Annotated in this window: 18 protein-coding genes; all 18 read left to right on the forward strand. The window is 47.3% G+C overall.

Annotated features, from left to right (window positions below; genetic code table 11):
• The first annotated feature begins 103 nt into the window (after positions 1-103).
• The 18 genes from gss (at position 104) to ACVXHP_RS10535 (ending at position 22,507) form a co-directional block, all read left to right on the forward strand.
• Entirely contained in the window at positions 104-1,966 is a 1,863-nt protein-coding gene (gene gss, locus ACVXHP_RS10450) for a bifunctional glutathionylspermidine amidase/synthase (protein WP_447571393.1), read from the forward strand.
• Positions 1,967-2,435: 469 nt separating this feature from the next.
• Positions 2,436-2,933 (forward strand): type VI secretion system contractile sheath small subunit, encoded by a 498-nt coding sequence (gene tssB, locus ACVXHP_RS10455; RefSeq protein ID WP_316128954.1) that lies wholly within the window; start codon positions 2,436-2,438, stop codon positions 2,931-2,933.
• 65 nt (positions 2,934-2,998) lie between these two features.
• On the forward strand, positions 2,999-4,528 hold the full coding sequence (tssC, locus tag ACVXHP_RS10460; protein WP_316128956.1) for a type VI secretion system contractile sheath large subunit: 1,530 nt from the start codon (positions 2,999-3,001) through the stop codon (positions 4,526-4,528).
• A 23-nt stretch (positions 4,529-4,551) separates the two neighbouring features.
• Positions 4,552-5,889 carry a type VI secretion system baseplate subunit TssK gene (gene tssK, locus ACVXHP_RS10465; protein ID WP_316128957.1) on the forward strand — a complete coding sequence of 446 codons (1,338 nt, stop codon included), beginning with the start codon at positions 4,552-4,554 and terminating at the stop codon, positions 5,887-5,889.
• 5 nt (positions 5,890-5,894) lie between these two features.
• The gene (gene tssL / locus ACVXHP_RS10470; RefSeq protein WP_447571394.1) at positions 5,895-6,536 is read left to right on the forward strand and encodes a type VI secretion system protein TssL, short form; all 642 of its coding nucleotides are present in this window, start codon (positions 5,895-5,897) and stop codon (positions 6,534-6,536) included.
• A 3-nt stretch (positions 6,537-6,539) separates the two neighbouring features.
• Positions 6,540-8,225 carry an OmpA family protein gene (locus ACVXHP_RS10475; protein WP_447571395.1) on the forward strand — a complete coding sequence of 562 codons (1,686 nt, stop codon included), beginning with the start codon at positions 6,540-6,542 and terminating at the stop codon, positions 8,223-8,225.
• 16 nt (positions 8,226-8,241) lie between these two features.
• Positions 8,242-8,733: a type VI secretion system tube protein TssD gene (gene tssD / locus ACVXHP_RS10480; protein ID WP_316128961.1), complete on the forward strand. Its 492-nt coding sequence runs from the start codon at positions 8,242-8,244 to the stop codon at positions 8,731-8,733.
• Positions 8,734-8,893: 160 nt separating this feature from the next.
• Entirely contained in the window at positions 8,894-11,518 is a 2,625-nt protein-coding gene (gene tssH, locus ACVXHP_RS10485; RefSeq protein WP_316128962.1) for a type VI secretion system ATPase TssH, read from the forward strand.
• Positions 11,511-12,203 carry a hypothetical protein gene (locus ACVXHP_RS10490; protein WP_316128977.1) on the forward strand — a complete coding sequence of 231 codons (693 nt, stop codon included), beginning with the start codon at positions 11,511-11,513 and terminating at the stop codon, positions 12,201-12,203. Before tssH ends, ACVXHP_RS10490 begins: the two co-directional genes overlap by 8 nt.
• A 6-nt stretch (positions 12,204-12,209) precedes the next feature.
• A complete protein-coding gene (locus ACVXHP_RS10495; RefSeq protein WP_316128963.1) occupies positions 12,210-12,611 on the forward strand; it encodes a hypothetical protein in 402 nt (133 codons plus the stop codon).
• Between the two features lie 54 nt (positions 12,612-12,665).
• Positions 12,666-15,059 carry a type VI secretion system Vgr family protein gene (locus ACVXHP_RS10500; RefSeq protein ID WP_447571396.1) on the forward strand — a complete coding sequence of 798 codons (2,394 nt, stop codon included), beginning with the start codon at positions 12,666-12,668 and terminating at the stop codon, positions 15,057-15,059.
• 13 nt (positions 15,060-15,072) lie between these two features.
• Positions 15,073-16,041 carry a DUF4123 domain-containing protein gene (locus ACVXHP_RS10505; RefSeq protein ID WP_447571397.1) on the forward strand — a complete coding sequence of 323 codons (969 nt, stop codon included), beginning with the start codon at positions 15,073-15,075 and terminating at the stop codon, positions 16,039-16,041.
• A 38-nt stretch (positions 16,042-16,079) separates the two neighbouring features.
• Complete coding sequence (locus ACVXHP_RS10510; protein ID WP_447571398.1) at positions 16,080-18,863, forward strand: T6SS effector BTH_I2691 family protein; 2,784 nt, start codon at positions 16,080-16,082, stop codon at positions 18,861-18,863.
• A gap of 20 nt (positions 18,864-18,883) precedes the next feature.
• Positions 18,884-19,900 carry a putative type VI secretion system effector gene (locus ACVXHP_RS10515; RefSeq protein ID WP_447571399.1) on the forward strand — a complete coding sequence of 339 codons (1,017 nt, stop codon included), beginning with the start codon at positions 18,884-18,886 and terminating at the stop codon, positions 19,898-19,900.
• A 23-nt stretch (positions 19,901-19,923) separates the two neighbouring features.
• Positions 19,924-20,517, forward strand: a complete 594-nt coding sequence (locus ACVXHP_RS10520) for a hypothetical protein (protein ID WP_447571400.1) — start codon at positions 19,924-19,926, stop codon at positions 20,515-20,517.
• A gap of 81 nt (positions 20,518-20,598) precedes the next feature.
• A complete protein-coding gene (locus ACVXHP_RS10525; RefSeq protein ID WP_447571401.1) occupies positions 20,599-20,940 on the forward strand; it encodes a hypothetical protein in 342 nt (113 codons plus the stop codon).
• 154 nt (positions 20,941-21,094) lie between these two features.
• Positions 21,095-21,361, forward strand: a complete 267-nt coding sequence (locus ACVXHP_RS10530) for a PAAR domain-containing protein (RefSeq protein ID WP_447571402.1) — start codon at positions 21,095-21,097, stop codon at positions 21,359-21,361.
• A gap of 6 nt (positions 21,362-21,367) precedes the next feature.
• A complete protein-coding gene (locus tag ACVXHP_RS10535; protein WP_447571403.1) occupies positions 21,368-22,507 on the forward strand; it encodes a hypothetical protein in 1,140 nt (379 codons plus the stop codon).
• Positions 22,508-22,518 lie beyond the last annotated feature (11 nt).

The following is a 22,518-nucleotide window of genomic DNA, read 5'->3' on the forward strand; positions in this document are numbered from 1 at the left end:
TATGATGATGTCGACCTCTGTCCGGTTAGTGTCGCAGAGCAGGCAATCAGAGCGAAAAATTCACGCCAACCTGCTCAGGCTGTATTGTTTTGAGGTAAGGTGCATGAGCAAAGGAACGACCAGTCAGGATGCCCCATTCGGGACATTATTGGGCTACGCCCCAGGCGGCGTAGCAATCTACTCTTCAGATTACAGCTCCCTCGACCCACGGGACTACGACGATGACGCGGCATTTCGCAGCTATATCGACGACGAATATATGGGCCACAAATGGCAGTGCGTAGAGTTTGCCCGCCGTTTTCTCTTCCTGAACTATGGCATGGTCTTCACCGATGTAGGCATGGCGTGGGAGATCTTCTCCTTACGCTTCCTGCGTGAAGTGGTAAATGACAATATTCTGCCGTTACAGGCATTTCCGAATGGTTCGCCCCGTGCGCCGGTTGCAGGTGCTCTGCTTATCTGGCAGAAAGGCGGCGAATTTAAAGACACCGGCCATGTGGCGGTAGTCACCCAATTGCTGGAAAACAAAATCCGCATTGCTGAACAGAACGTGATCCACACGCCGCTGCCTCCTGGACAGCAGTGGACCCGCGAACTGGAAATGGTGGTTGAAAACGGTTGTTACACCCTGCGTGATACCTTTGACGACACCACCATCCTTGGCTGGATGATCCAGACCGATGATACCCGTGACAGCCTGCCGCAGCCGGAGATCGCTAATGACTCACTGAACATTGGCGGCGCGCGACTGGAAGATAACGGGCAGTTTGACGGAAAATGGCTGGATGAACAGGACCCGCTGCAAAAAGCCTACGTGCTGGCGAACGGCCACGTCATTAATCAGGATCCGCATCAGTACTTCACCATTACCGAGAGTGCGGAGCAGGAGCTGATTAAAGCCACCAACGAACTGCACCTGATGTATCTGCACGCAACCGACAAAGTGCTAAAAGATGACAACCTGTTGGCGCTGTTCGACATCCCGAAAATCCTCTGGCCGCGTCTGCGTCTTTCCTGGCAGCGTCGTCGGCATCACATGATCACCGGGCGTATGGATTTCTGCATGGATGAACGCGGACTGAAGGTGTATGAGTACAATGCCGATTCCGCATCGTGCCATACGGAAGCCGGTTTGATCCTCGAAAGATGGGCCGAGCGGGGCTACACAGGGCAGGGACATAATCCGGCTGAAGGATTGATCAACGAACTGGCTGGTGCCTGGAAACATAGCCGCGCGCGTCCTTTTGTCCACATCATGCAGGATAAGGATATTGAGGAAAACTACCACGCGCAGTTTATGCAGCAGGCGCTGCGTCAGGCCGGGTTTGACAGCAAAATTCTGCGTGGCCTCGATGAGCTACGTTGGGATGACGCCGGTCAGTTGATTGACGGTGATGGCCGTCTGGTGAACTGCGTCTGGAAAACCTGGGCGTGGGAAACCGCGATAGAGCAGGTGCGAGAGGTCAGCGAAACGGAGTATGCCGCAGTGCCCATCCGTACCGGGCATACCAATCAGGAAGTACGTTTGATAGACGTGCTGCTACGCCCGGAAGTGCTGGTCTTCGAGCCTCTGTGGACGGTGATCCCTGGCAACAAAGCGATTCTGCCGATCCTGTGGCAATTATTCCCGCACCACCGCTATCTGCTTGATACGGATTTCACTGTTAATGAAGAGCTGGCACAAACCGGTTATGCGGTGAAACCTATTGCAGGACGTTGTGGCAGCAACATCGATCTGGTGAGTCATCAGGAAGAGCTCCTGGATAAAACCAGCGGTAAGTTCGCCGAGCAGAAGAACATTTATCAGCAGCTTTGGTGTTTGCCGAAGGTTGCCGGTAAATATATTCAGGTTTGTACCTTCACTGTAGGTGGTAACTACGGCGGTACCTGCCTGCGCGGCGACGAGTCGCTGGTAATTAAAAAAGAGAGCGATATCGAGCCGCTGATTGTGGTGAAGGAAGCGTAATCTTTCTGCGAGCTCAGGAATGAGGTGCGAAAAGCCGGAGTATATGTCCGGCTTTTTTTTATTTATAGTTAAATTGATTTCAATGATGCTTTAATAAATGCCGTGGTCTATATATATAATGATAAGTATTTTCTTTGGTGATGCTTCCTAATAAAAATATATTTATTCAGTGAATGCATTTAACGTTAATTAATTTCTGTTACTTGTATTAGATAAAGAGCTTCTTGATCCCTTCTTTAAATAAATAATACTAATGTATTATTTGGTTGGTTAGTGATATTGATCATGTTTTCTCTGGGGGAATATATCGGATTATGTCGCCATACTAATTATAATCATTAATTGTCATTAACAGTCATTGTTGGCTGCCCACAAAAATGACGTTGTATGAGACTCGTTGAGCGATTAGTAAATGCTCCGCCAGAAAACGCAAAAATATCGGCAGGAATCGCCGGTCTGAGAGGGACGTATGGGTGACAGTTTTCAGAATGAAGTGCCGACGGCACGCGTTAATATCAAGTTAGATTTACACACCGGAGGCGTTCAGAAAAAGGTTGAATTGCCATTAAAACTTTTGACTGTGGGTGATTTCAGTAATGGTAGAGAACAACGACCACTATCGGAACGCGAAAAGGTTGATATTAATAAAAATAATTTCAATGATGTGTTAGCTAAGTTCTCACCAGTGGTTAATCTGAGTGTTAAAAATACGTTAGCTGGTGATGATAGAAAAGACAATATTAATCTTACCTTTAAAAATATCCGCGATTTTGAGCCTGAGCAGGTAGCCAGAAATATCCCACAATTACGCGTTCTGTTGGCTATGCGTAACTTACTTCGTGACCTGAAATCTAACTTACTCGATAACGCTGCTTTTCGTCGCGAGCTGGAAACCATCCTTAAGGATCCAGCCCTGAGTCAGGAACTGCGTGATGAACTGGCAACCATGATGCCAGAAGAGATTTAACGCTATACAGGGTTTCCTCCGTTTAATTGGCAGGAATAGTAAAGGACCATAAAAGGAATATGTTGATGTCTGTTCAGGAACATACCTCTTCAGTCGCGGCCACTACGACCAGTGAACGCAGCGTTTATCAATCCCTCTTTGACAAAATTAATCTTTCCCCGGTTTCGACATTAAAAAATGTAGATGCGTGGCAGAGCGATGAAGCGCTTTCTGATGCCGCTCCGGCTGAACGCGTGACCGCCGCTATTCAGGTTCTGGTCTCATGTCTGGCGGACGCCGCACAGCCAGTAGAGCGCCTGGATAAAACACTGCTTGATGAACAAATTGCTCGTCTTGATAAGCAGATTAGCGATCAGGTTAATGAAGTCATGCATCATGCTGAGTTTCAGAAGCAAGAATCGCTCTGGCGCGGTTTACATTCGATGATCACCGGCATCGATTTTCGTCGCAATGTCCGGGTAGAAATGATGGATATCAGCAAGGATGCGTTACGCGATGATTTTGACGACGCGCCGGAGCTTATCCAGAGTGGGTTATACCGCCATGTTTATATTGAAGAATATGATCAGCCTGGCGGCGAACCCATTGCGGCAATGATTTCAGCGTACGAATTTGATAACAGCCCGCAGGATATTGCACTGCTGCGCAATATTTCTGGCGTGTCGGCAGCCTGTCATATGCCGTTCATTGGCTCCGTTGGGCCGAAATTTTTCCTGAAAGAAAATATGGAAGAAGTCGCGGCCATAAAAGACATCAATGATTATTTCGAACGTGCTGAATACATCAAGTGGAAAGCATTTCGTGATAGCGATGATTCACGTTACATCGGGCTGACTATGCCCCGTGTACTGGGTCGTCTGCCGTATGGCCCTGATACCGTGCCGGTACGTAGCTTTAACTATGTTGAAGAGGTGAAGGGGCCGGATCACGAAAAATATCTGTGGACCAGCGCATCTTTCTCTTTCGCTGTGAACATGGTGAAAAGTTTTATCAAGAATGGCTGGTGCGTCCAGATCCGTGGGCCGCAGGCGGGCGGCGCAGTTAAAGATTTGCCTATCCATTTGTACGATCTGGGTACGGGTAATCAGGTGAAGATTCCATCTGAGGTGATGATTCCGGAAACCCGGGAGTTTGAATTCGCCAACCTTGGTTTTATTCCGCTTTCTTATTACAAGAATCGTGATTACGCCTGCTTCTTCTCTGCTAACTCGGCTCAGAAACCTGCGCAGTTTGATACGCCGGAAGCGACGGCTAACAGTCGGATTAACTCCCGTTTGCCGTATATATTCCTGCTTTCTCGTATCGCTCATTACCTGAAAATACTGCAGCGAGAAAATATTGGTACGACCAAAGACCGCCGCCTGCTTGAGCTTGAACTTAATAACTGGTTGCGCAGTCTGGTAACCGAAATGACCGATCCTGGCGATGATTTGCAGGCATCACACCCGCTGCGTGATGGGCGTGTCGTGGTGGAGGATATTGAGGATAACCCCGGTTTCTTCCGTGTGCGCCTGTATGCCATTCCGCATTTCCAGGTTGAAGGTATGGACGTCAGCTTGTCGTTAGTTTCACAAATGCCTAAGTCAAAATCTTAACGACGCAGAGCACAGGAGGTGCGATGAAGATCTATCGTCCGTTATGGAGCGAGGGGGCCTTTCTGGCTCCCCAGCAGTTTCAGCAACAGACTCGTTGGGATGCCTATGTCGCTGACGTTGTTGCTCACATGTCTCTTTCATCACCGTGGGGCGTCATCAGCGTGGAGTTTGATGAAAGTGCGCTAACGGTTTCCCGATTGAATCCCGTTAATCTGGTTGTGCGCTTTCCTGACGGTACGTTAGTGGATACAGGTATTTCAGATAACCTGCCTCCGGCGTGTGATTTATCGCATCTTACTGGTTACAGCAGTGTTGATATTGTGCTGGCGTTGCCGCTGCTTTCGGCTAATGGCGGCAATCTTTCATCAGATAACGGCGTTAGCCGTCCGTGTCGCTGGCAGCAGGAATGGCTGCCAGTACAGGATCTCTCTGGTCAGGAACGGACTGATATGGCAGTGCTGCGGCATGCTACAACCCTGCGGTATGGCCATGACGATAACAGCGCTTACCTGACTTGTCCGGTAGCTTGCCTTATTCGTAATGCTCAGGGGCAATGGGAGCTGGGACGTGATTTTTTACCCCCATCGCTTTCACTTTCAGCCAGCCCCTCATTAATCAATTCGCTCAGTGATTTGGTGCATCGTATCCAGGCTCGTTGTCGCCGCCTGATGGCCTTGCGCCGAGAAAGTAATGAACGGATGGCGGATTTTGCGGTAGCAGATGTTTCGTTGTTTTGGCTGCTGAATGCGCTTAATAGCTCAGAGCCTGTTCTGAAAGAAATGCTGCAAAACCCAGGCCGTCACCCCGAACTTTTGTGGCGTGAGCTGGCGCGGTTAGCGGGCAGCCTGCTGACTTTTTCATTAGACCATGATGTCAGCGTTGTACCTCCATACCAGCACGCAAATCCGCAGCAGGTATTCCCACCACTGTTTGCCCTGCTGGTTGAACTGCTGGAAGCCAGTCTGCCATCTCGCGTTGTCGCTATTGAACTGACGCAAGAGCGACAGTTCTGGTATGGCGCTTTGTCGGATGCCCGACTGCGTGAAGGCGCTGATTTTTATCTTTCCGTTCGTTCGGATCTTCCTGCGCATGTCCTCCTGACGCAATTCCCACAGCTCTGTAAAGCAGGGAGCCGGGCAGATGTATCTGATGTCGTCAATGTGGCGCTTAGCGGTATTCCATTAAAACCGCTCACGCATGTACCCGCTGCCATCCCGTTACGCCTGGAAAATCAATACTTTGCTCTTGAGATTAATCATCCAGCAGCCCAGGCCATGCTGGATGCCGGTAATTGCGCTTTCTATGTGCCGGGAACGCTGGGAGAGATTCAACTTGAGCTTTTCGCAGTATTAAGGGATTGAAATAAATGAATAAGGATATTGATCAGGTGTTCTGGCCAACCTTGCTTGCTGTAAGCCAGTTACGTGGCGGGGCTGAAGTCGATGATGGGGCTGTTTTCTATCGCCAGGCCTGCCAATGGGTTGATTCTGCACGAGAAGAATTGCGTGAGATGGGGTACAGCGAACGCAGCGTTGAACACATGCTCTACACGCAATGTGCGTTACTGGATGAAAGCGTGTTGAACCGCAATCGGCAGGATAGCGGTTATACCACCTGGCTAGCGACCCCCTTACAGGCCCGCTATTTCAACACGACCAATGCAGGAGAAGAGCTCTGGGAGCGCATCCGTACCGTTCTGCGCGAATCCGTTCCTGATATCGCCGTATTAACCTGCTTTTATCGTGCAATCACGCTCGGTTTTGTTGGGTGCTATCGTGAGCAAGGTGACGAGCGTCGTGAAGATGTTCTTGAAGCGCTGGCGACTCAGGCGATGCCTTTTAAGTTAAAGCACGATGCCCCAGTTATCATGCTGGCCTCCGGATTCTCAGGTGGTAAGCGTCGCTGGTGGTTGGCATGGATTGTCGGTGTGCTGGCGTTGGGTGCCCTGTGGCTGACATTTTCTCATGTCTTACAAGGGCAGGTAGCTCAGCTTATTGGGCAGGGGTAAGACATGGCTCAGTTGCGAGGGATCGTTAACTATGTGCTGGCGGTCGTGCTGGCTTTGTTGCTGGTCTGGGGATTTAGTCCGTTAAGTGCGGGCGTCAGGAGTGGGCTTACCGTCTTTATTTTACTGCTTTTCATTCCTGGGATGGTTTATGGCTGGCGTCAGTATGGTCAGTTGAAGTCTGCTCATTCGGTTCATGAAGTTCCGCTCCCTCCTGAGAGTTTCAGTGGGCCGGTTGTGCTGGTGTGTGGCGATAATGACCTCTTGTTTACTGGGCGCGGCGATTCTTGCGAGAGTTCACAGGGCTGGTATTTATCTGTCCAGTCCCCGGAGCATTATATTGCTCTGGTTCGTCAGTTAGCTACGCAGCGTCCGGGGCTTCTTATGCGCGTTTCCGTGATGCTGGCCTTGGCTCCAGAACGGCATAATGATGAAGACGCGCTTAAGCATATGCTGCTCAGTTGGCGGCGTGTGGTGGCCCAGAGCCGGCGTTGGTTATCAGGTATACCGCCGTTTTGGCTGTGCTGTTGGCTGAATTCTCCTCAGTGCAATGAGAGTGTACGTTGGTTTATTCGTACGCCTCAGGATGCGGAAGTGCAGTCGGCTACGGGATTAGACGACTTTGCGCCTTTCTCTTCGCAAGAGCGCCCGGCTCGCCATTTTCATCTTACACATGCAGTGTGGCTAGATAACTTACTGGGATGGCTGCAGAAGGTACAAGGCGACACTGAGCGCCATGCTCTGCCTCTTTTCTCTGCTTTACGGGTAGTGTGTTTCACCTCATTAGCGGCCTGTGAAAATAATCTGTGGCAACGACATATCACGGCTCAAACAACGCTTCCTCCTGCCGCGTCAGCAGCGCCCGTACAGTTGCCTTTTCCTGATTTAGCGTTGCCTTTTCCTGATTTAGCGTTGCCTTTTTTATCCCGCCGTCGGGCGCTGACAGCTTTTCAACGAACGGTGGGCGTAAGTGGTCTTCTGTGCGGCCTTTTTGTCGGGCTGGCAATGACATGCAGCTTTATCAATAACCAACATCTCATCAGGATCACCAACGATCATTTGACGGTATACCGCCATCTTAGTGGTAATCCTGCTGAACCAAAGATTCAGGCTCAGGATCAACTTCGTCGGGATGCGCAGCGGCTGGATCGCTGGTATCAGCGAGGTGAACCCCTTTCTCTTTCAATGGGATTGTATCAGGGGATGAGATTGATCCCGCCTTTGCTGGCCGCCATCAGCGACTGGCTACCACCTGAAAAACCGAAAGCGACCTCCCCGCAAACCGTACGTCTGGACAGTATGTCGCTGTTTGATACGGGCAAATGGGCGTTAAAAGCCGGTTCAACAAAAGTACTTATTAGGGCTTTGGTCAATATCAAAGCTAAACCCGGTTGGCTGATAGTCATCGCCGGACATACCGATGATGTGGGTGACGATAAATCTAATCAGCAGCTTTCTCTCAAACGTGCGGAATCTGTTCGCGACTGGATGCGCGATACCGGTGATGTTGCGGAGAGCTGTTTTGCCGTTCAGGGCTATGGCGAATTACGTCCCTACAAAAGCAACGATACGCCGGAGGGTCGGGCTGCCAACCGCCGTGTAGAGATCAGTCTGGTACCGCAGGCTGATGCCTGTCGGGTGCCGGACATGAAGGAACCGTCACCGCAAGGCGGTGACGCATTAGCGAAGTAAAAATGGAGAAAGAGTTATGGCAATTCCAGTCTACCTTTGGCTGAAAGACGACGGCGGCGCGGATATTAAAGGCTCTGTTGATGTGAAAGAGCGTGTGGGCAGTATCGAAGTCGTGGCCCAGGAACATAACCTGTACATCCCTACGGATAACAACACCGGTAAGTTGACCGGAACGCGCATCCATACCCCGTTCCTTTTCACTAAGGAAATCGATGCCTCCAGCCCGTATCTGTACAAGGCTGTAACCACCGGTCAGACCCTGCGTCAGGCAGAGTTCAAATGGTATCGCATCAATGATGCGGGTCAGGAAGTTGAATACTTCAACACCACGCTGCACAACGTGAAAGTGGTGAAAGTAAACCCTGTGATGTACGACATTAAAGATCCCGCTAAAGAGAAGCATAACCACCTGGAACAGATTGAACTGCGCTACGAGAAGATCGTCTGGACCTATAAGGATGGCAATATCATCCATTCTGACGCCTGGAACGAGCGTACCACCGCGTAACGCACTAACGGATGAGGATTTCCTCATCCGTTTTTTTATGCCCTCTGCTGAACGTCCGGGCGGGGGTTAAGCAGAGAGTATCAACACAACTATTACCTTATGGGCATTGGATTACGGCCACGGGCGGTAGCGTGCCTGAATACAGGGAGTCAGGAAGCAAATGGAACACCAGTCAGCAGTGCTATTACGACGTCTAAACCCCTATTGTGCTCAGGCGCTTGAAGCAGCGGCATCGTTATGTCAGACGCGCGCGCATGCAGAAATCACGCCCGAACACTGGTTACTAAAGCTGCTGGAGCAAGGAGAGGGCGATATCACTGTCATTGCTCGTCGTTATGAATGGGATATCGACAATCTCTGGCAGTCATTGCTGGCGCATCTGGATGTTCAGCCGCGTTCCGTGAAAAGTCGCCCGCAGTTGTCTGATGCGCTCCTTTCTTTAATGCAACAAGCGTGGTTGTGTGCCGCAACGGATGAAAATTCGCAGATACGTGGTGTACATCTGCTGATGGCGCTGGTAGGAAAGCCTTCACTATTGCAGTGTGACGGCCTGTGGCCTCTTTTGAGTGCCGGACATATTCAACTGGAACGGCTTCTGCCGCTATTAAATTTCCAGTCGGATGAACGTCCGGAAAGGCAGCAAGAAGCCGCTCTGGTGCAGGTTTCTCCAGATGACGAAGTACGTCCAGGCCTTGCTCAGTCGACGTTGTCGCCAGCATTACAAGGCGTGCTCGATAAGTTTACGCTGGACGTGACCGCGAAAGCGCGTGCCGGCGCTATCGACCCGATATTTGGTCGCGATAATGAAATCCGGCAAATGGTGGATGTTCTGTCCCGGCGGCGAAAAAATAATCCCATTCTGGTCGGGGAACCTGGCGTCGGCAAGACCGCTCTGGTGGAGGGGCTGGCGCTGCGTATTGCTGAAGGTAATGTGCCTGATAGCCTGAAATCAGTAACGCTACGCACGCTGGATCTTGGGCTGTTACAAGCCGGCGCTGGAGTGAAAGGTGAGTTTGAGCAGCGGTTAAAAAATATCATTGATGCCGTTCAGCAATCGCCAACGCCTGTTCTGCTCTTTATCGATGAAGCACATACCATCATCGGGGCCGGTAATCAGGCGGGGGGCGCTGACGCAGCCAACCTGCTAAAACCCGCTCTGGCCAGAGGTGAACTACGAACCATCGCGGCGACCACATGGAGCGAATATAAACAGTATTTTGAGCGTGATGCTGCGCTGGAGCGGCGTTTTCAGATGGTTAAAGTTGATGAGCCGGATGATGACACTGCCTGTTTAATGCTGCGTGGTCTGAAATCACGCTATGCAGAACATCATGGCGTTCACATCACCGACGAAGCGGTTAAAGCCGCCGTTACGCTCTCTCGCCGTTATCTTACCGGGCGGCAATTACCCGACAAAGCCGTCGACCTGTTGGATACCGCAGGTGCAAGAGTGCGGATGAGCCTTGATACCGTTCCTGAACCACTGACGCGTTTGAAGTCGGAGATCACTGCGCTTGAAATTGAAAAGCAGGCATTGCTTGCAGACCTCGCGGTAGGAAATGGTCAGCATGGTGAAAGGCTGGCCGGCATTGAACAGCGGGAAAATCGTCTGCTTGTCGAACTGGATGAACGCGAAACACAGTACGGCCAGGAATTAACGCTCACTGAGCAACTGCTGGCCAGCCGCCGTGATATTTCTCGTCAGGCGGAAACGGTTGAATTGCAGCAGCAGCTTAGTGTGCTTCAGCAGGGCCATCCGTTACTGTTTCCGGATGTAGACGCGCGCACCGTTGCTACGGTGATCGCCGACTGGACCGGTGTACCTTTGTCTTCATTAATGAAGGATTCCCAGGCGGATTTACTGACGCTTGAAACCCAGATGGGAAACCGTGTTATCGGGCAGGATTATGCGCTGAATACAATCGCACAGCGGTTGCGGGCTTCAAAAACAGGGCTTACGCCGGAAAACGGCCCACAGGGTGTGTTTCTGCTTACCGGGCCAAGCGGAACCGGCAAAACAGAGACCGCGCTGGCCCTGGCTGACATTCTCTTTGGCGGTGAAAAATCGCTGATCACGATTAATCTGTCTGAGTATCAGGAGCCGCATACCGTGAGCCAGCTAAAGGGCTCACCTCCGGGATATGTGGGTTATGGACAGGGAGGGATCCTGACCGAAGCGGTGCGAAAACGCCCCTATAGCGTGGTACTGCTGGATGAAGTAGAAAAAGCGCATCGCGACGTCATGAACCTGTTTTACCAGGTATTTGACCGTGGTTTCATGCGTGACGGCGAAGGTCGTGAAATTGATTTTCGCAATACCGTTATTTTGATGACTTCCAATCTTGGCGGCGACGCAGTGATGCAACTGCTGGAAGAACAGCCGGAAACCACCGAGTCAGAGTTGCACGAAATGCTGCGCCCACTTTTGCGTGACCATTTCCAGCCGGCGCTACTGGCCCGCTTCCAGACGATTATCTACCATCCGCTCAGTGAATCTGCGTTACGTACGATTGTACAGATGAAACTGGATCAGGTTAGCCAGCGATTACTGCGTCACTACGGCATCACCACAACGATATCCGAGAACCTTTTTGATGCTCTGACCGCCGCTTGCCTGCTACCGGATATGGGGGCGAGGAATATCGATAGTCTGCTGAATCAACAAATCTTACCTGTACTCAGTCAGCAGTTGTTAACGTATCTTTCCCGGCAGCAAAAACCTCAGCAACTCACTTTAAGTTGGAGTGATGAAGAGGGAATGATGCTGGAGTTTAATGATGAGTAAACGTAACGATATTATTGAACCTTCCGAATGGACATTGGATTGTAAAACAGGGCTTGTTTACAGCGAAATATTGGGATGGATAGATATAGGTCATGCACAGGGAAGTGATATTAAAAACCTACTGTTAGATATAAAACGAGGTGAATCAAGTCGTGATGGTTATTATGACGTCACCTATAGCCAAAAGATGTTTGTATATCATCGCCAGTTTGGTACAGGAAAGTTTGTTAAGTGGCGTATCAAACAAGGTTTATCTGCATGTGAGAAAAACAGCATTGCGTTAGCCATGATGATGATGACGGCGCGCTTGTTTGAAAGTTTGCAATCTAATTGGTGTTTTAGTTGGTATACCGACAGTGGGTTTAGCGGAGAGGATCTTACCTCCGATCTTTTAGGCTTCTACCGGGCAATCCTTCCCTCAGACTACCCGTCAAGACTGAGCTTAGTCAGTAAAGAACGGGCACTGAGTAGATGGGATTTTTATGGGCCGATAGGCAATTATAAGAATAAAGGATTTTTACCATTACTGTTTCCTGACCCCCAGGATAACTGTGCTGTCCATAAACCCTATAAAGGGAGTCTGCCTTCATTTATGACATGGGTGCAACCGTGGAGTGATTTCACTTCGGGTCGGGTAGAAATTATCACCGGGGATGGCGGTTATTATTCATTTTTGTCGAGGTGAATGGTAATGAACTACTATAAAATAATACTGGTGACGATTGTTTTGATTTTCTTGTCACCGCTGTTAATACCCTGGCCAGATAAATTAGAATATCGTGAAAGCGATCTTTTTGACTACTATTTTTACACTGATATTGATATCAAGCAGGCTCCAAGAATATCAAATAATTATCGCTTTGAATATATTTCTCCTGATGGCAGTACACGGGAAATAAATCTTATTGTTTTTCACGGTGGTGATGTGGGAGTTATTCGTGATTATCTAACAGGTCTTGGTTTTCATCTTTATGATTATAGTGATAATGGAAGAGAAGAACTTTGGATATCAAATGATAATCATCGATTTACTTTTTCTATTGTCACTAACAAGAAAAAAGATTTGGTCAGTTTAATAAAAACAATGCGTTGAGGGTAAGTTTTCGTTCTGGAAGTGGTTCTTTATAAAATTACAGGGGTTAAATATATGGGAATGGATGAATCACTTGGCGGCGGGATGTCATTTATATCTGACAATACGCTGAATCGCTATCAATTGTATATCCCTTCATGCAAGTCTGTACTGGATGTTATTAACTTTAATGGTACAGAGGAAATGAGTTCGCTGTATCGATACGTAGTACATTTTTCCAGCAAGGATAAAGATATTGCGGTCGAATCAATACTCAGAAAATCAACGACATTAACCATGGGGATGGGGAAGTTAAATGAGTTAACTGCCCGCAAAATGGTACATGGTATTGTGACATCTTTCCATCGTATCAGTGGTTCAAAAGACCAGGCTATCTATCAGATAATCATCGAGCCTTTTGTCGCGTTACTGAAAAATCAATTTCGCACACACCGTTTCTTTATTAATATGTCAGTTCCTGAAGTGGTTACTCAAATTTTACAGGAGCATGGTTTAAAAGACTGGGAATATAATTTTGATTTGGTAATGGAATATCCCAAAAGAGCGCAAATTAATCAGTATCAGGAGAGTGATCTGGTTTTTATTGAACGCCTGCTCTCTGAAGTTGGAATATTCTTCTTCTTCCGGCTTCAGCCTGATGCTGGCACTGAGGTGATCTATTTTGCTGACAAACAAAGCGCATGGGAGTTTGGTAAAACATTACCGCTGAATAGTCCCTCCGGAATGAATGACAATGGAGTCGACTCAGTCTGGGATATTCAGTTCCAAGAGTCTACGGTGCAGGCATCGGTTACAGCCGGGGATTATAACCATCGCCAGGCTCAGAAAATATTATTTTCTGCACAAGCCGATATGACTTACGGTGAAGGTGACGGGGTGACTTACGGGGATGTTTACCACTATCGCCCACGCCATCTTGAAACGGGTGATAAGGTTTCGCCGGCGCCTGAGACAGGGAATTATTGGGCGCGTCTGGAACATGAACGTTATCTCTCCTCACAAGCGACAATCACTGGATTATCAACCGATGTGAGCCTCAGCCCGGCGCAGGTCCTGAATATTACGGAATCGACACCTGTCCCAACGCTTCCTGCTAGTGTGCGTAACAGCTTGCTGGTTACGGCGGTTTCATTCAGCGCAAGCCGAAAGGAAGCGCTACAAGTGGTGTTGATGGCGACCATTTACAGTGAAACGCGCTGTTGGAGACCTCCATTCAAAGCGCGGCCAGTGATTAGCGGCACGCTAATGGCACGTGTTTCAAGCCCGAAAAAGAATGATGAATATGCTCATTTAAATCAGAGCGGGCTTTATTGGGTTAAGTTTGATGCGGACCGCGATGCTAAACAACAGGGCTACGAAAGTATGCCAGTACGCCTTGCCAAACCCTACGGCGGCGACACCTACGGTATTCACTTCCCGCTGATACAGGGCACAGAAGTGGCGGTGGCGTTCCATGAAGGTGACCCGGACCGACCCTATATCGCCCATGTGCTGCATGACTCCCGGCATCCTGACCACGTGACACAGGCAAACCATACTCGCAACGTCATCCGCACGCCCGCGAACAACAAGCTGCGCATGGAGGACAAACGGGGTGAGGAGCACGTCAAGCTCAGTACCGAGTATGGCGGGAAAACGCAACTTAATCTGGGGCATAACGTGGATGCACAGCGTGCGCTGCGGGGAGAGGGCTTTGAACTGCGTACAGACCAGTGGGGAGCTATTCGGGCTGGGAAAGGGATCTTTATCAGTGCCGATCGCCAGGAATTAGCTGGAGGTTTGCAGCTAGATATGCATGAAGCACTAGCTAGCTTACAAGCTGCGCTTCAGGATGCGAAAGGTATTCGCTCTGCGGCAGAAAAAGCGAAAGCAGAACTGGCTGATATAGAGAGGCAAAAAGCATTGTTGATGGAGTCTATGACAGAGCTCAAGAAACAGGCTTTACTTTTTTCTGCCCCTGCTGGTATAGCGCAGGTAACTCCCGCCAGTATCCAACTCTCATCAGGTGAGAATGTCATTGTGACCTCTGGAGCGGACACAGATGTCAGTGTCGCTAAAAAATTCCGCCTTAGTGTGAAAGAAACAATAAGTCTTTTCGCTCAGTGGATGGGGATTAAAATTTTCGCCAGCAAAGGAAAAGTGGAAATTCAGGCGCAGGGAGATGCAATGGATCTGCTGGCAAAGAAAACGTTGAGTATAGCCAGCAAGGATGAGCAGGTGATCATTACCGCAGCGACAGAGTTAGTGCTCAGTTGTGGTGGAGCATATATCAGGCTTAAAGATGGTGAAATAGAAGTAGGGGCACCTGGCAACGTTCGCGTAAAGAGTATTGGAATTCAAAAAATGGCGCCTGCAATATTGAACGCCAGCATAGAGCTACCGGACCCTTGCGCCACTGCCATTGATGCTGCGGGGGGTACACAAAGCCCAGCGGTAACGCTGGGTTGATGGAGGGCCAATAATGAAGGAATCTTTAATAACTTATGATTACTCCTTACAGGCAATGCAAAATCAGGGGGATTATATTGGTGAGGAAATATTTAATCGTTTTAGAGCTCTAAATAGAAATTGCATATTAATGATTGATGCTGCAATTATAAGATTAAGGAGTCAAGATTCATCATTCTACAACCAAATAATAGATAGAGAGGTTGTGAGGATACCAGTTGCTAATGGTTATCTAACATCAGAATTTGAGCCTTGTTTGGTTTCCCTGGATTTATCTTTAGCTGAGGATTGTACAATACTACATGAAAGTATTATGCAGGCCCTGAAAGAGATCGAACCTACTGAGATACTGCTAGGTAAGGGCAGGATGGTTTGTGGTTGGCTTACTTGTGCAGAAGATATTATCAATCTCGCTGCCTACCTGGGAAAATTCGCTATCCAACAGCGTGATGGCAAAGATGTTTTGCTTCGATATTATGACCCTGCAATTATGATCTCTCTTTTATCCATCCTGGATGATTGGCAACAACAACGTTTGTTAGGACCAGTCGAAGTGTGGAGTTTTATTGATGGCGATGGGCAGTTTATCAATAAAATAAATCAATCTGATAATCAATTGCGACTTTCATATACGTTATCGCTAAGCGCTGGCAATTGGCGTGATATAGATTTCATAGGGATAAAAAACAGGATTATCTGTAATTATCGCTTAGCGCATTTGAGTAGTGAACGTTTTTCGGAATCAGCGGTATTTAAGCTATTGCAGCAGTCACTTAAAAGAGCCGAGATGTGTGCTTTTGATGATGAAGAAGATCTTATTAAGTGGGGTGAGTGTTCAATTAATATTGCTCCGGAGTTTTATAATCATGGGGTTATTAAAAGGTTGCTTGAAATAAATAGCCTAAGTGGGAAGGAAAAATTTACTCAAATAATATCTCATGTCACAGAACAACAATGGAATGAAATTCGTGTAGAGCATTAATTAAGCGATTTACAGTTTGAATATACAGGAGAACAGGGATGACAAATCATAAATGTGACTGTATGTCACAGGGACCGGCATTACTACCTGTCCGTTATGCGGTGGTTCCTGAATATATTAAAGAATCGTTGCCGGCGTGGGCAAAACCAGGAGCGTCGTCTTATCCGGCAGAAAGTGAAAATTATCATTATGCGCTGCGTGCGATGCGCAGGGGCTATATCTATATCTATTATCCGTACCTGACGGACTGGGAAGCGTGGTCGGTGTGTGATGACGGCAGTTTGTGGAAACAGCTGTCGGCGAAAAATGTTCTGGAGAAATCAGAGCCTGACTGTCGGCAGGGAACCTACAGTAATGGCGGAAAGGATTTTCTGACGCTGCCATATGAAGTTCTGGAAAATGATATCTGGATAGCATTCACACAGTGTCCCTGGACGGAAAAGACGCTGGAGCGTTACGCAAGCGATGGCGGGCAACGGCAGCGCAGAATGCAGCGCCTGAGTGCATCAAACTGGACGTCACCGCAGACTTCAGAGCAAACAACAGAGGCAACGACAGGCAATCTTGCAGGGGTTCTGGATTACATCGTCCCGCAGGGAAGTAAGCTGAGTCCGGCAATGCAGTTACCTTATGGTACCCATACTAAAATCCGCGTCAGCCAGTGTGTGAGTGAACGCTATGCCATAGTCAAAGAGCCGGGGCTGCAGGAGACATTGTACCCGTGGAAGAGCGGAGTGACAGGAAACACAATCCGGCAGATGAAGGAACGGGGAGTAAAGCCAGACGGTTCCCCCGTCACGCCGTTGCTGATGGCGCTGCATGATGCAGCAGGGATAACGCATGAGCTGACGGGATGGACGAATGATGTCCTGGCGATGGCGAAGATATTTGGTGAAGAACGTGCCCTGGAGTTCTGCACCCAGAGTCTAATTAACGGAGTTAAGGAGATTGTTAACAAAAGCTCGGAACAGAATGTTGCAGCTCAACTTTCTGTATTACCCCAGGAAACATATATTTCCCCTCCTGCAATGGATTATTCTTATGATATGTATGCCCAGAATGAGAAATCTAAAGGAACAGACCCGAAGGATATACTAACTCGCGAAGAATTTGAAAAGCAGGTAAAGGGGAAACAAAATGAAGTATATAAAAAACACCAGGTAGCTAATGATTGGTCTAAATATGCCCGAATGATCAATCAGAATAAATTGGAGTCTTTTAATAAATGTTGTGCTGATCTAACACATAAAATTGATGAACAGCTCGCGAAGCTGATTAGCTATCGTTGTGAATGGTTACAGGCTTCGTTATTTATAACAACATTACAGGATTTTTTCTCTAACGATCCTGTTGATAACGCGAACTATCGTGAAATTGCTGCCTTCGCGATGGCTGGTCTTGGTGAGTCGTCATCAGGTGTAAAATTGCTGGATGACTGGATAGACGCATATACTACGACAAGTGAAACGAATCTTGTCTGGAGAACACATTTTTATAATAATCCAGAGATCATGGCAGATGCGGAGGCATTATTGGCTAGCTTGCGTCAGTGTAGCATAGCGCCGGTTTCTGAAAATGATGTGCTCTACTTTTTTGAGAAGAATGGCGCTAAACTTAATAAAATATTTAAAGGTTTTGAAAAAGCAACGAGTGAAATTTCAAAACCTCTGACTGGCAATGCCGTATTTTCGAAAAGAGTGCTGTATCAAATGGACCAGCACATGGCAACTGTAGGGGCCAGGTTTTTTTCAATCTCACGGATTGGGCCTGTTCTCAATACCATGAATGACCTCATTGTTCGAGCCCTTTTCTCACTGTCTGCGGGAAAGTCAGAGTTAGAAACCAAAATATTGTTCAGTAAATATTTTGGCTGGGCCACGGAACGCAGGGCTTACATTACCGGCACTGTTTTTTACAGCCCGCAAAGAGCCATTCGGGCTGATCTTCTCCGGGTGGCGGGTAAGAAATATGCCGCACTTGAAAAATCTTATGCAGATTATCTTAGCCAGCCAGCGGGATCTTCTGGTTATGCGGTGACCAGTATTAGAATTTTTGTTTTATTTTTCAATGTCGTTGAGTTGTATAACCAACTCGATAATTTTAAAAATGAACCTGCTAACTACGCGAAGGTAGTCAGCGCAATATCGGCAACGGCGAGCGGGATGATTGATATTGCAACCCCTGCAATGGAGGTTATTCTTAAAGAGAAAAATAGTCTCCACTATATGAAAATGTTTGGCGCAGGATGTTCGCTGATAAGTGCAGGTATTTCGCTGGGATTAGATTTTTCCACATTATTGAATAAAGTTAGTTTACCGAATTCCAGTAAAAAATGGGCATTTACGGGATTATATTTAGTCAAGACACTTAGCGATGTTGCCATCATTGCTAAAGCAGAAGGGAAATTGATGTCGGTACTGATTGAACGCTTTGGTTGGAAGACTCCTGAAGGGGAATTAGCCGTATGGCTGGGAAAAGCAGCTGCGCCACAATTCACAAAATTAGGCGTCGAATGGGTGGGGTTATTGGCGTCCTGGGAGGTGGCCCTGTTATTGATGGTTGCTGAATATATTCTGACGGAATATTATTCACGTGATGCCTTACAGTCGTGGATTGAGAATGGCTTGTTTGGGGATAATTGTTCGATTGATATCGACAGTTACGCGCCGGAAAAAATCAATATATTTATTGATGAGACCAGGAGTTCACTGCAAGAAAGCTTACGTCAATTATCTTCCGCTAAAAAACAACAACGTGGAAAACCAATAATTTACTGGCCATTTATTATCTATGATGAGCCGGAAGTCCCTGCTGTGGTTTAATTTTGGAGCAACAAAATACTATGACAGAAGATGATGAACTGTTCGCCGATATGCCCAGGGCTTATATCCGGGGTCTGGAGAAGGGTAAGGGGTATATTGAAGAAAACTATCTCCGGGAGCGCAGGGAATGGATAAAATTAAGACAAACCATTGCGCATTATGAATCGGAAGGCAAGAAGGAGCATAAAAAACGGCTGGCGGAACTGTATCGTGAAGAACAACAGCTGGCAAAAGCGCTGGCCGATATGCCACCGGACCCGGTACTGCCCCCGCCAGCCCCGCTGATAAAGGTCAGTGGCGTGGTGACAAACTACCACCAGCGCTGCCTGACGCACTATTTTGACACCAAAGCCTATCCGCAGACGTGGGAATATTTCAGCAGGCAGGATGAGAACATGGCGTCTGCCGCGATGGTGCTGGCCTCGACGGGGTCTGCGGCAACGGCACAGGGCATGGTGGCGAGCAATGAAGACAGGGTTCCTTCTTCGGCATGGTACGTTACTGGCGAAATCAATGGCCGGCAGTTTTCAGGGTGGCTGGGCGCCCCCTATTGCCGGGAAGGTGAGGAAGTGGAGCTGATTGCCGCACCGGTAGGAGAGGAGTATCTGGTATATGCCCTTATCCGGCCACATGCACGTTCGCTGACCATGCCGCCGTGGTGCTACCAGGGAATACGACGGGCACGAATAGACGCGATGAAAGTCCCCATTTCGATCGTTATTTTGTTAATTATTACGATGTTGGTAGTGTTTATTTACCAGGACGGCTGGGTTGTTACTGAAAAAATAGTGAGCGGGGTAACGATGTTTCTGACTATGGGGACCTTTCTGTATATCCTGCCTGCAATATGGACGATCTGGCGACGACATCCTTTTCCGAAAGAACAGCTGACGGAAGAGATATTGACTGTTGCTGGCTGGGATAATGTGACCAATATTGATTTGCGAAGATTAAAACGCAGAAGAATAAAAGAATTCAAAAAAAATGGAAAATCTGTATGGGTAATGACATCAGGATGGTGGTTTTTTTATTATTAGCCGGAGTTTAAAGATTAAATACTATGACAGAAGATGATGAACTGTTCGCCGATATGCCCAGAGCCTATATCCGGGGACTGGAGAAGGGGAAAGGGTATGTGAAAGAGAATTATCTCCGGGAGCGCAGGGAATGGATAAAATTAAGACAAACCATTGCGCATTATGAATCGGAAGGCAAGAAGGAGCATAAAAAACGGCTGGCGGAACTGTATCGTGAAGAACAACAGCTGGCAAAAGCGCTGGTCGATATGCCACCGGACCCGGTACTGCCCCCGCCAGCCCCGCTGATAAAGGTCAGTGGCGTGGTGACAAACTACCACCAGCGTTGCCTGACGCACTATTTTGACACCAAAGCCTATCCGCAGACGTGGGAATATTTCAGCAGGCAGGATGAGAACATGGCGTCTGCCGCGATGGTGCTGGCCTCGACGGGCTCAGCGGCAACGGCACAGGGCATGGTGGCGAGCAATGAAGACAGGGTTCCAGCGGCGGCGTGGTACGTTACGGGCGAAATCAATGGCCGGCAGTTTTCTGGGTGGCTGGGCGCCCCCTATTGCCGGGAAGGTGAGGAAGTGGAGCTGATTGCCGCGCCGGTGGGAGAGGAGTATCTGGTATAAGCCCTTATCCGGCCGCATGCACGCTCGCTGACCATGCCGCCGTGGTGCTACCAGGGAATACGACGGGCACGAATAGACGCGATGAAAGTCCCCATTTCGATCGTTATTTTGTTGATTATTACGATGTTGGTAGTGTTTATTTACCAGGACGGCTGGGTTGTTACTGAAAAAATAGTGAGCGGGGTAACGATGTTTCTGACTATGGGGACCTTTCTGTATATCCTGCCCGCAATATGGACGATCTGGCGACGACATCCTTTTCCGAAAGAACAGCTGACGGAAGAGATATTGACTGTTGCTGGCTGGGATAATGTGACCAATATTGACCTTCTGAAACACGACAAGAAAAAGATAAGGGAATTTAAGAAACAAGGGCGATCTATTCGATTACTTAAATCAGGATGGTGGTTTTTTTACTATTAGACGAATTTTATGTGTGGGTTTAATTTTAAAGCTAACATCTATTGCCAGGTAAGATGTTATTATCTGAACTTTATCTTATTATATAAATATGCTGGGTGATCTTTTTTTCAAAAAATCACATCTGGATAGTTATATTGTTTTATAGTGAGGATTTATGTTTTTAGGCTTGGTCAGACTCAATGATCCATTAAGTAGTGGTGGTAAAGTAATTTCAGTTTCGTCAACGATAATTATCGATGGTTTAGGTGTCGCATTGCTTGATGATACTGTTATATGCCCTATTCCATTTCATGGAGTAAATAAAATAATCCAAGGGTCTACAGAGTGGATCTCAGATGGAAAACCAGTAGTTGTACATAAATGTATGTGTCAATGCGGCTGTTATGTTATTTCAACTCTTCCCTGTAGCGGGATTTGGTAAATTAAAATGAGTTGGAATATCCCAAGCAAAAAGAAAATACAACCTGTACCTTCTATAAGGTGGGGGCGTGATAGTGGTGTTTTTTTCTCATTGTTAATAGCTATTGTTCTGCTATTCACTCTGTTTTATTATATTACTTATGATAGTGATTTTTTTTATTATGCCTTTGTAATATCGATAAGTGTTTTTTTAACATTCATTATATACATAGGGCTTAGGTTATTTCAACTGGGTGTGTCTCTTGAAAAAAATGAAATGATATTAACGGAAGGTTATAATATTGATTGTGAGTGGTCTGAATGGGCATCTGATTATATAAGTATTGTAGATTATAGTTATCTACTTCCCGTAGAATCACGGATACACAGTTTACTTGAAGCGAATGAGTTCAATGCAATTGGACCCAAGGCGTTACGTTTTCCAGAATCGATTGATTACACTGCTTTATTCCATGAGTTATTGGCTCCCATGAGGGCCAGATTAATGGATGTTACTTTTGAAAAAGGGTTGGTTATTAATTTTATTGTTGGCCAGATATCAGGCACTTCAATATGGCAACCTTTTTTATTGGCCTGGAAAAAACTTGGGTTTTCTGATGATATAATTAATAACAGTGAATTTATCTTAAACGATTATGTATTAAATATTAATGGATGGCTAAGCGTTACGGAGGATAAATTCAGGCTAATTATTGTAGGGGGAAAATCAACGGATATCAAAGATAAGCACCATAGAACAGGTGATGGTATGTGTGCTTTTCTTTTTGCTCCGCCGATGTTAGTTAAACAGAATAATATTGTCGAGAAAGCAAGGTTGTATAGGTCTATTTCTACAAATGAAGGTGAACTGCTAAAAGATCTTAACGATCTTATTTTTTATCAGGCTAGGGCTGGGATAGTTGACAATTTTTTGATAGGGAAACATAGCGATAAAAAAGATGTAGCTAAGGTAGCCATTCTTCTTAACGAACACAATGATAAGCTAGAGCAATATTATGCAGAGTTATATATCGGTATTCACGGAGAGTTTGATGTTTGGATGATGCTGATGTTCTCTTTATTAAATGGAAAAAACGTGAGTGCTGTTGACCTAATATTCTCGGAATCGGATGGAAGAATTATATTGTCGAGGGTAAAAAAATTATAAATCAGGAATAG

The organism is Citrobacter freundii complex sp. 2025EL-00176 (genome assembly GCF_053309355.1).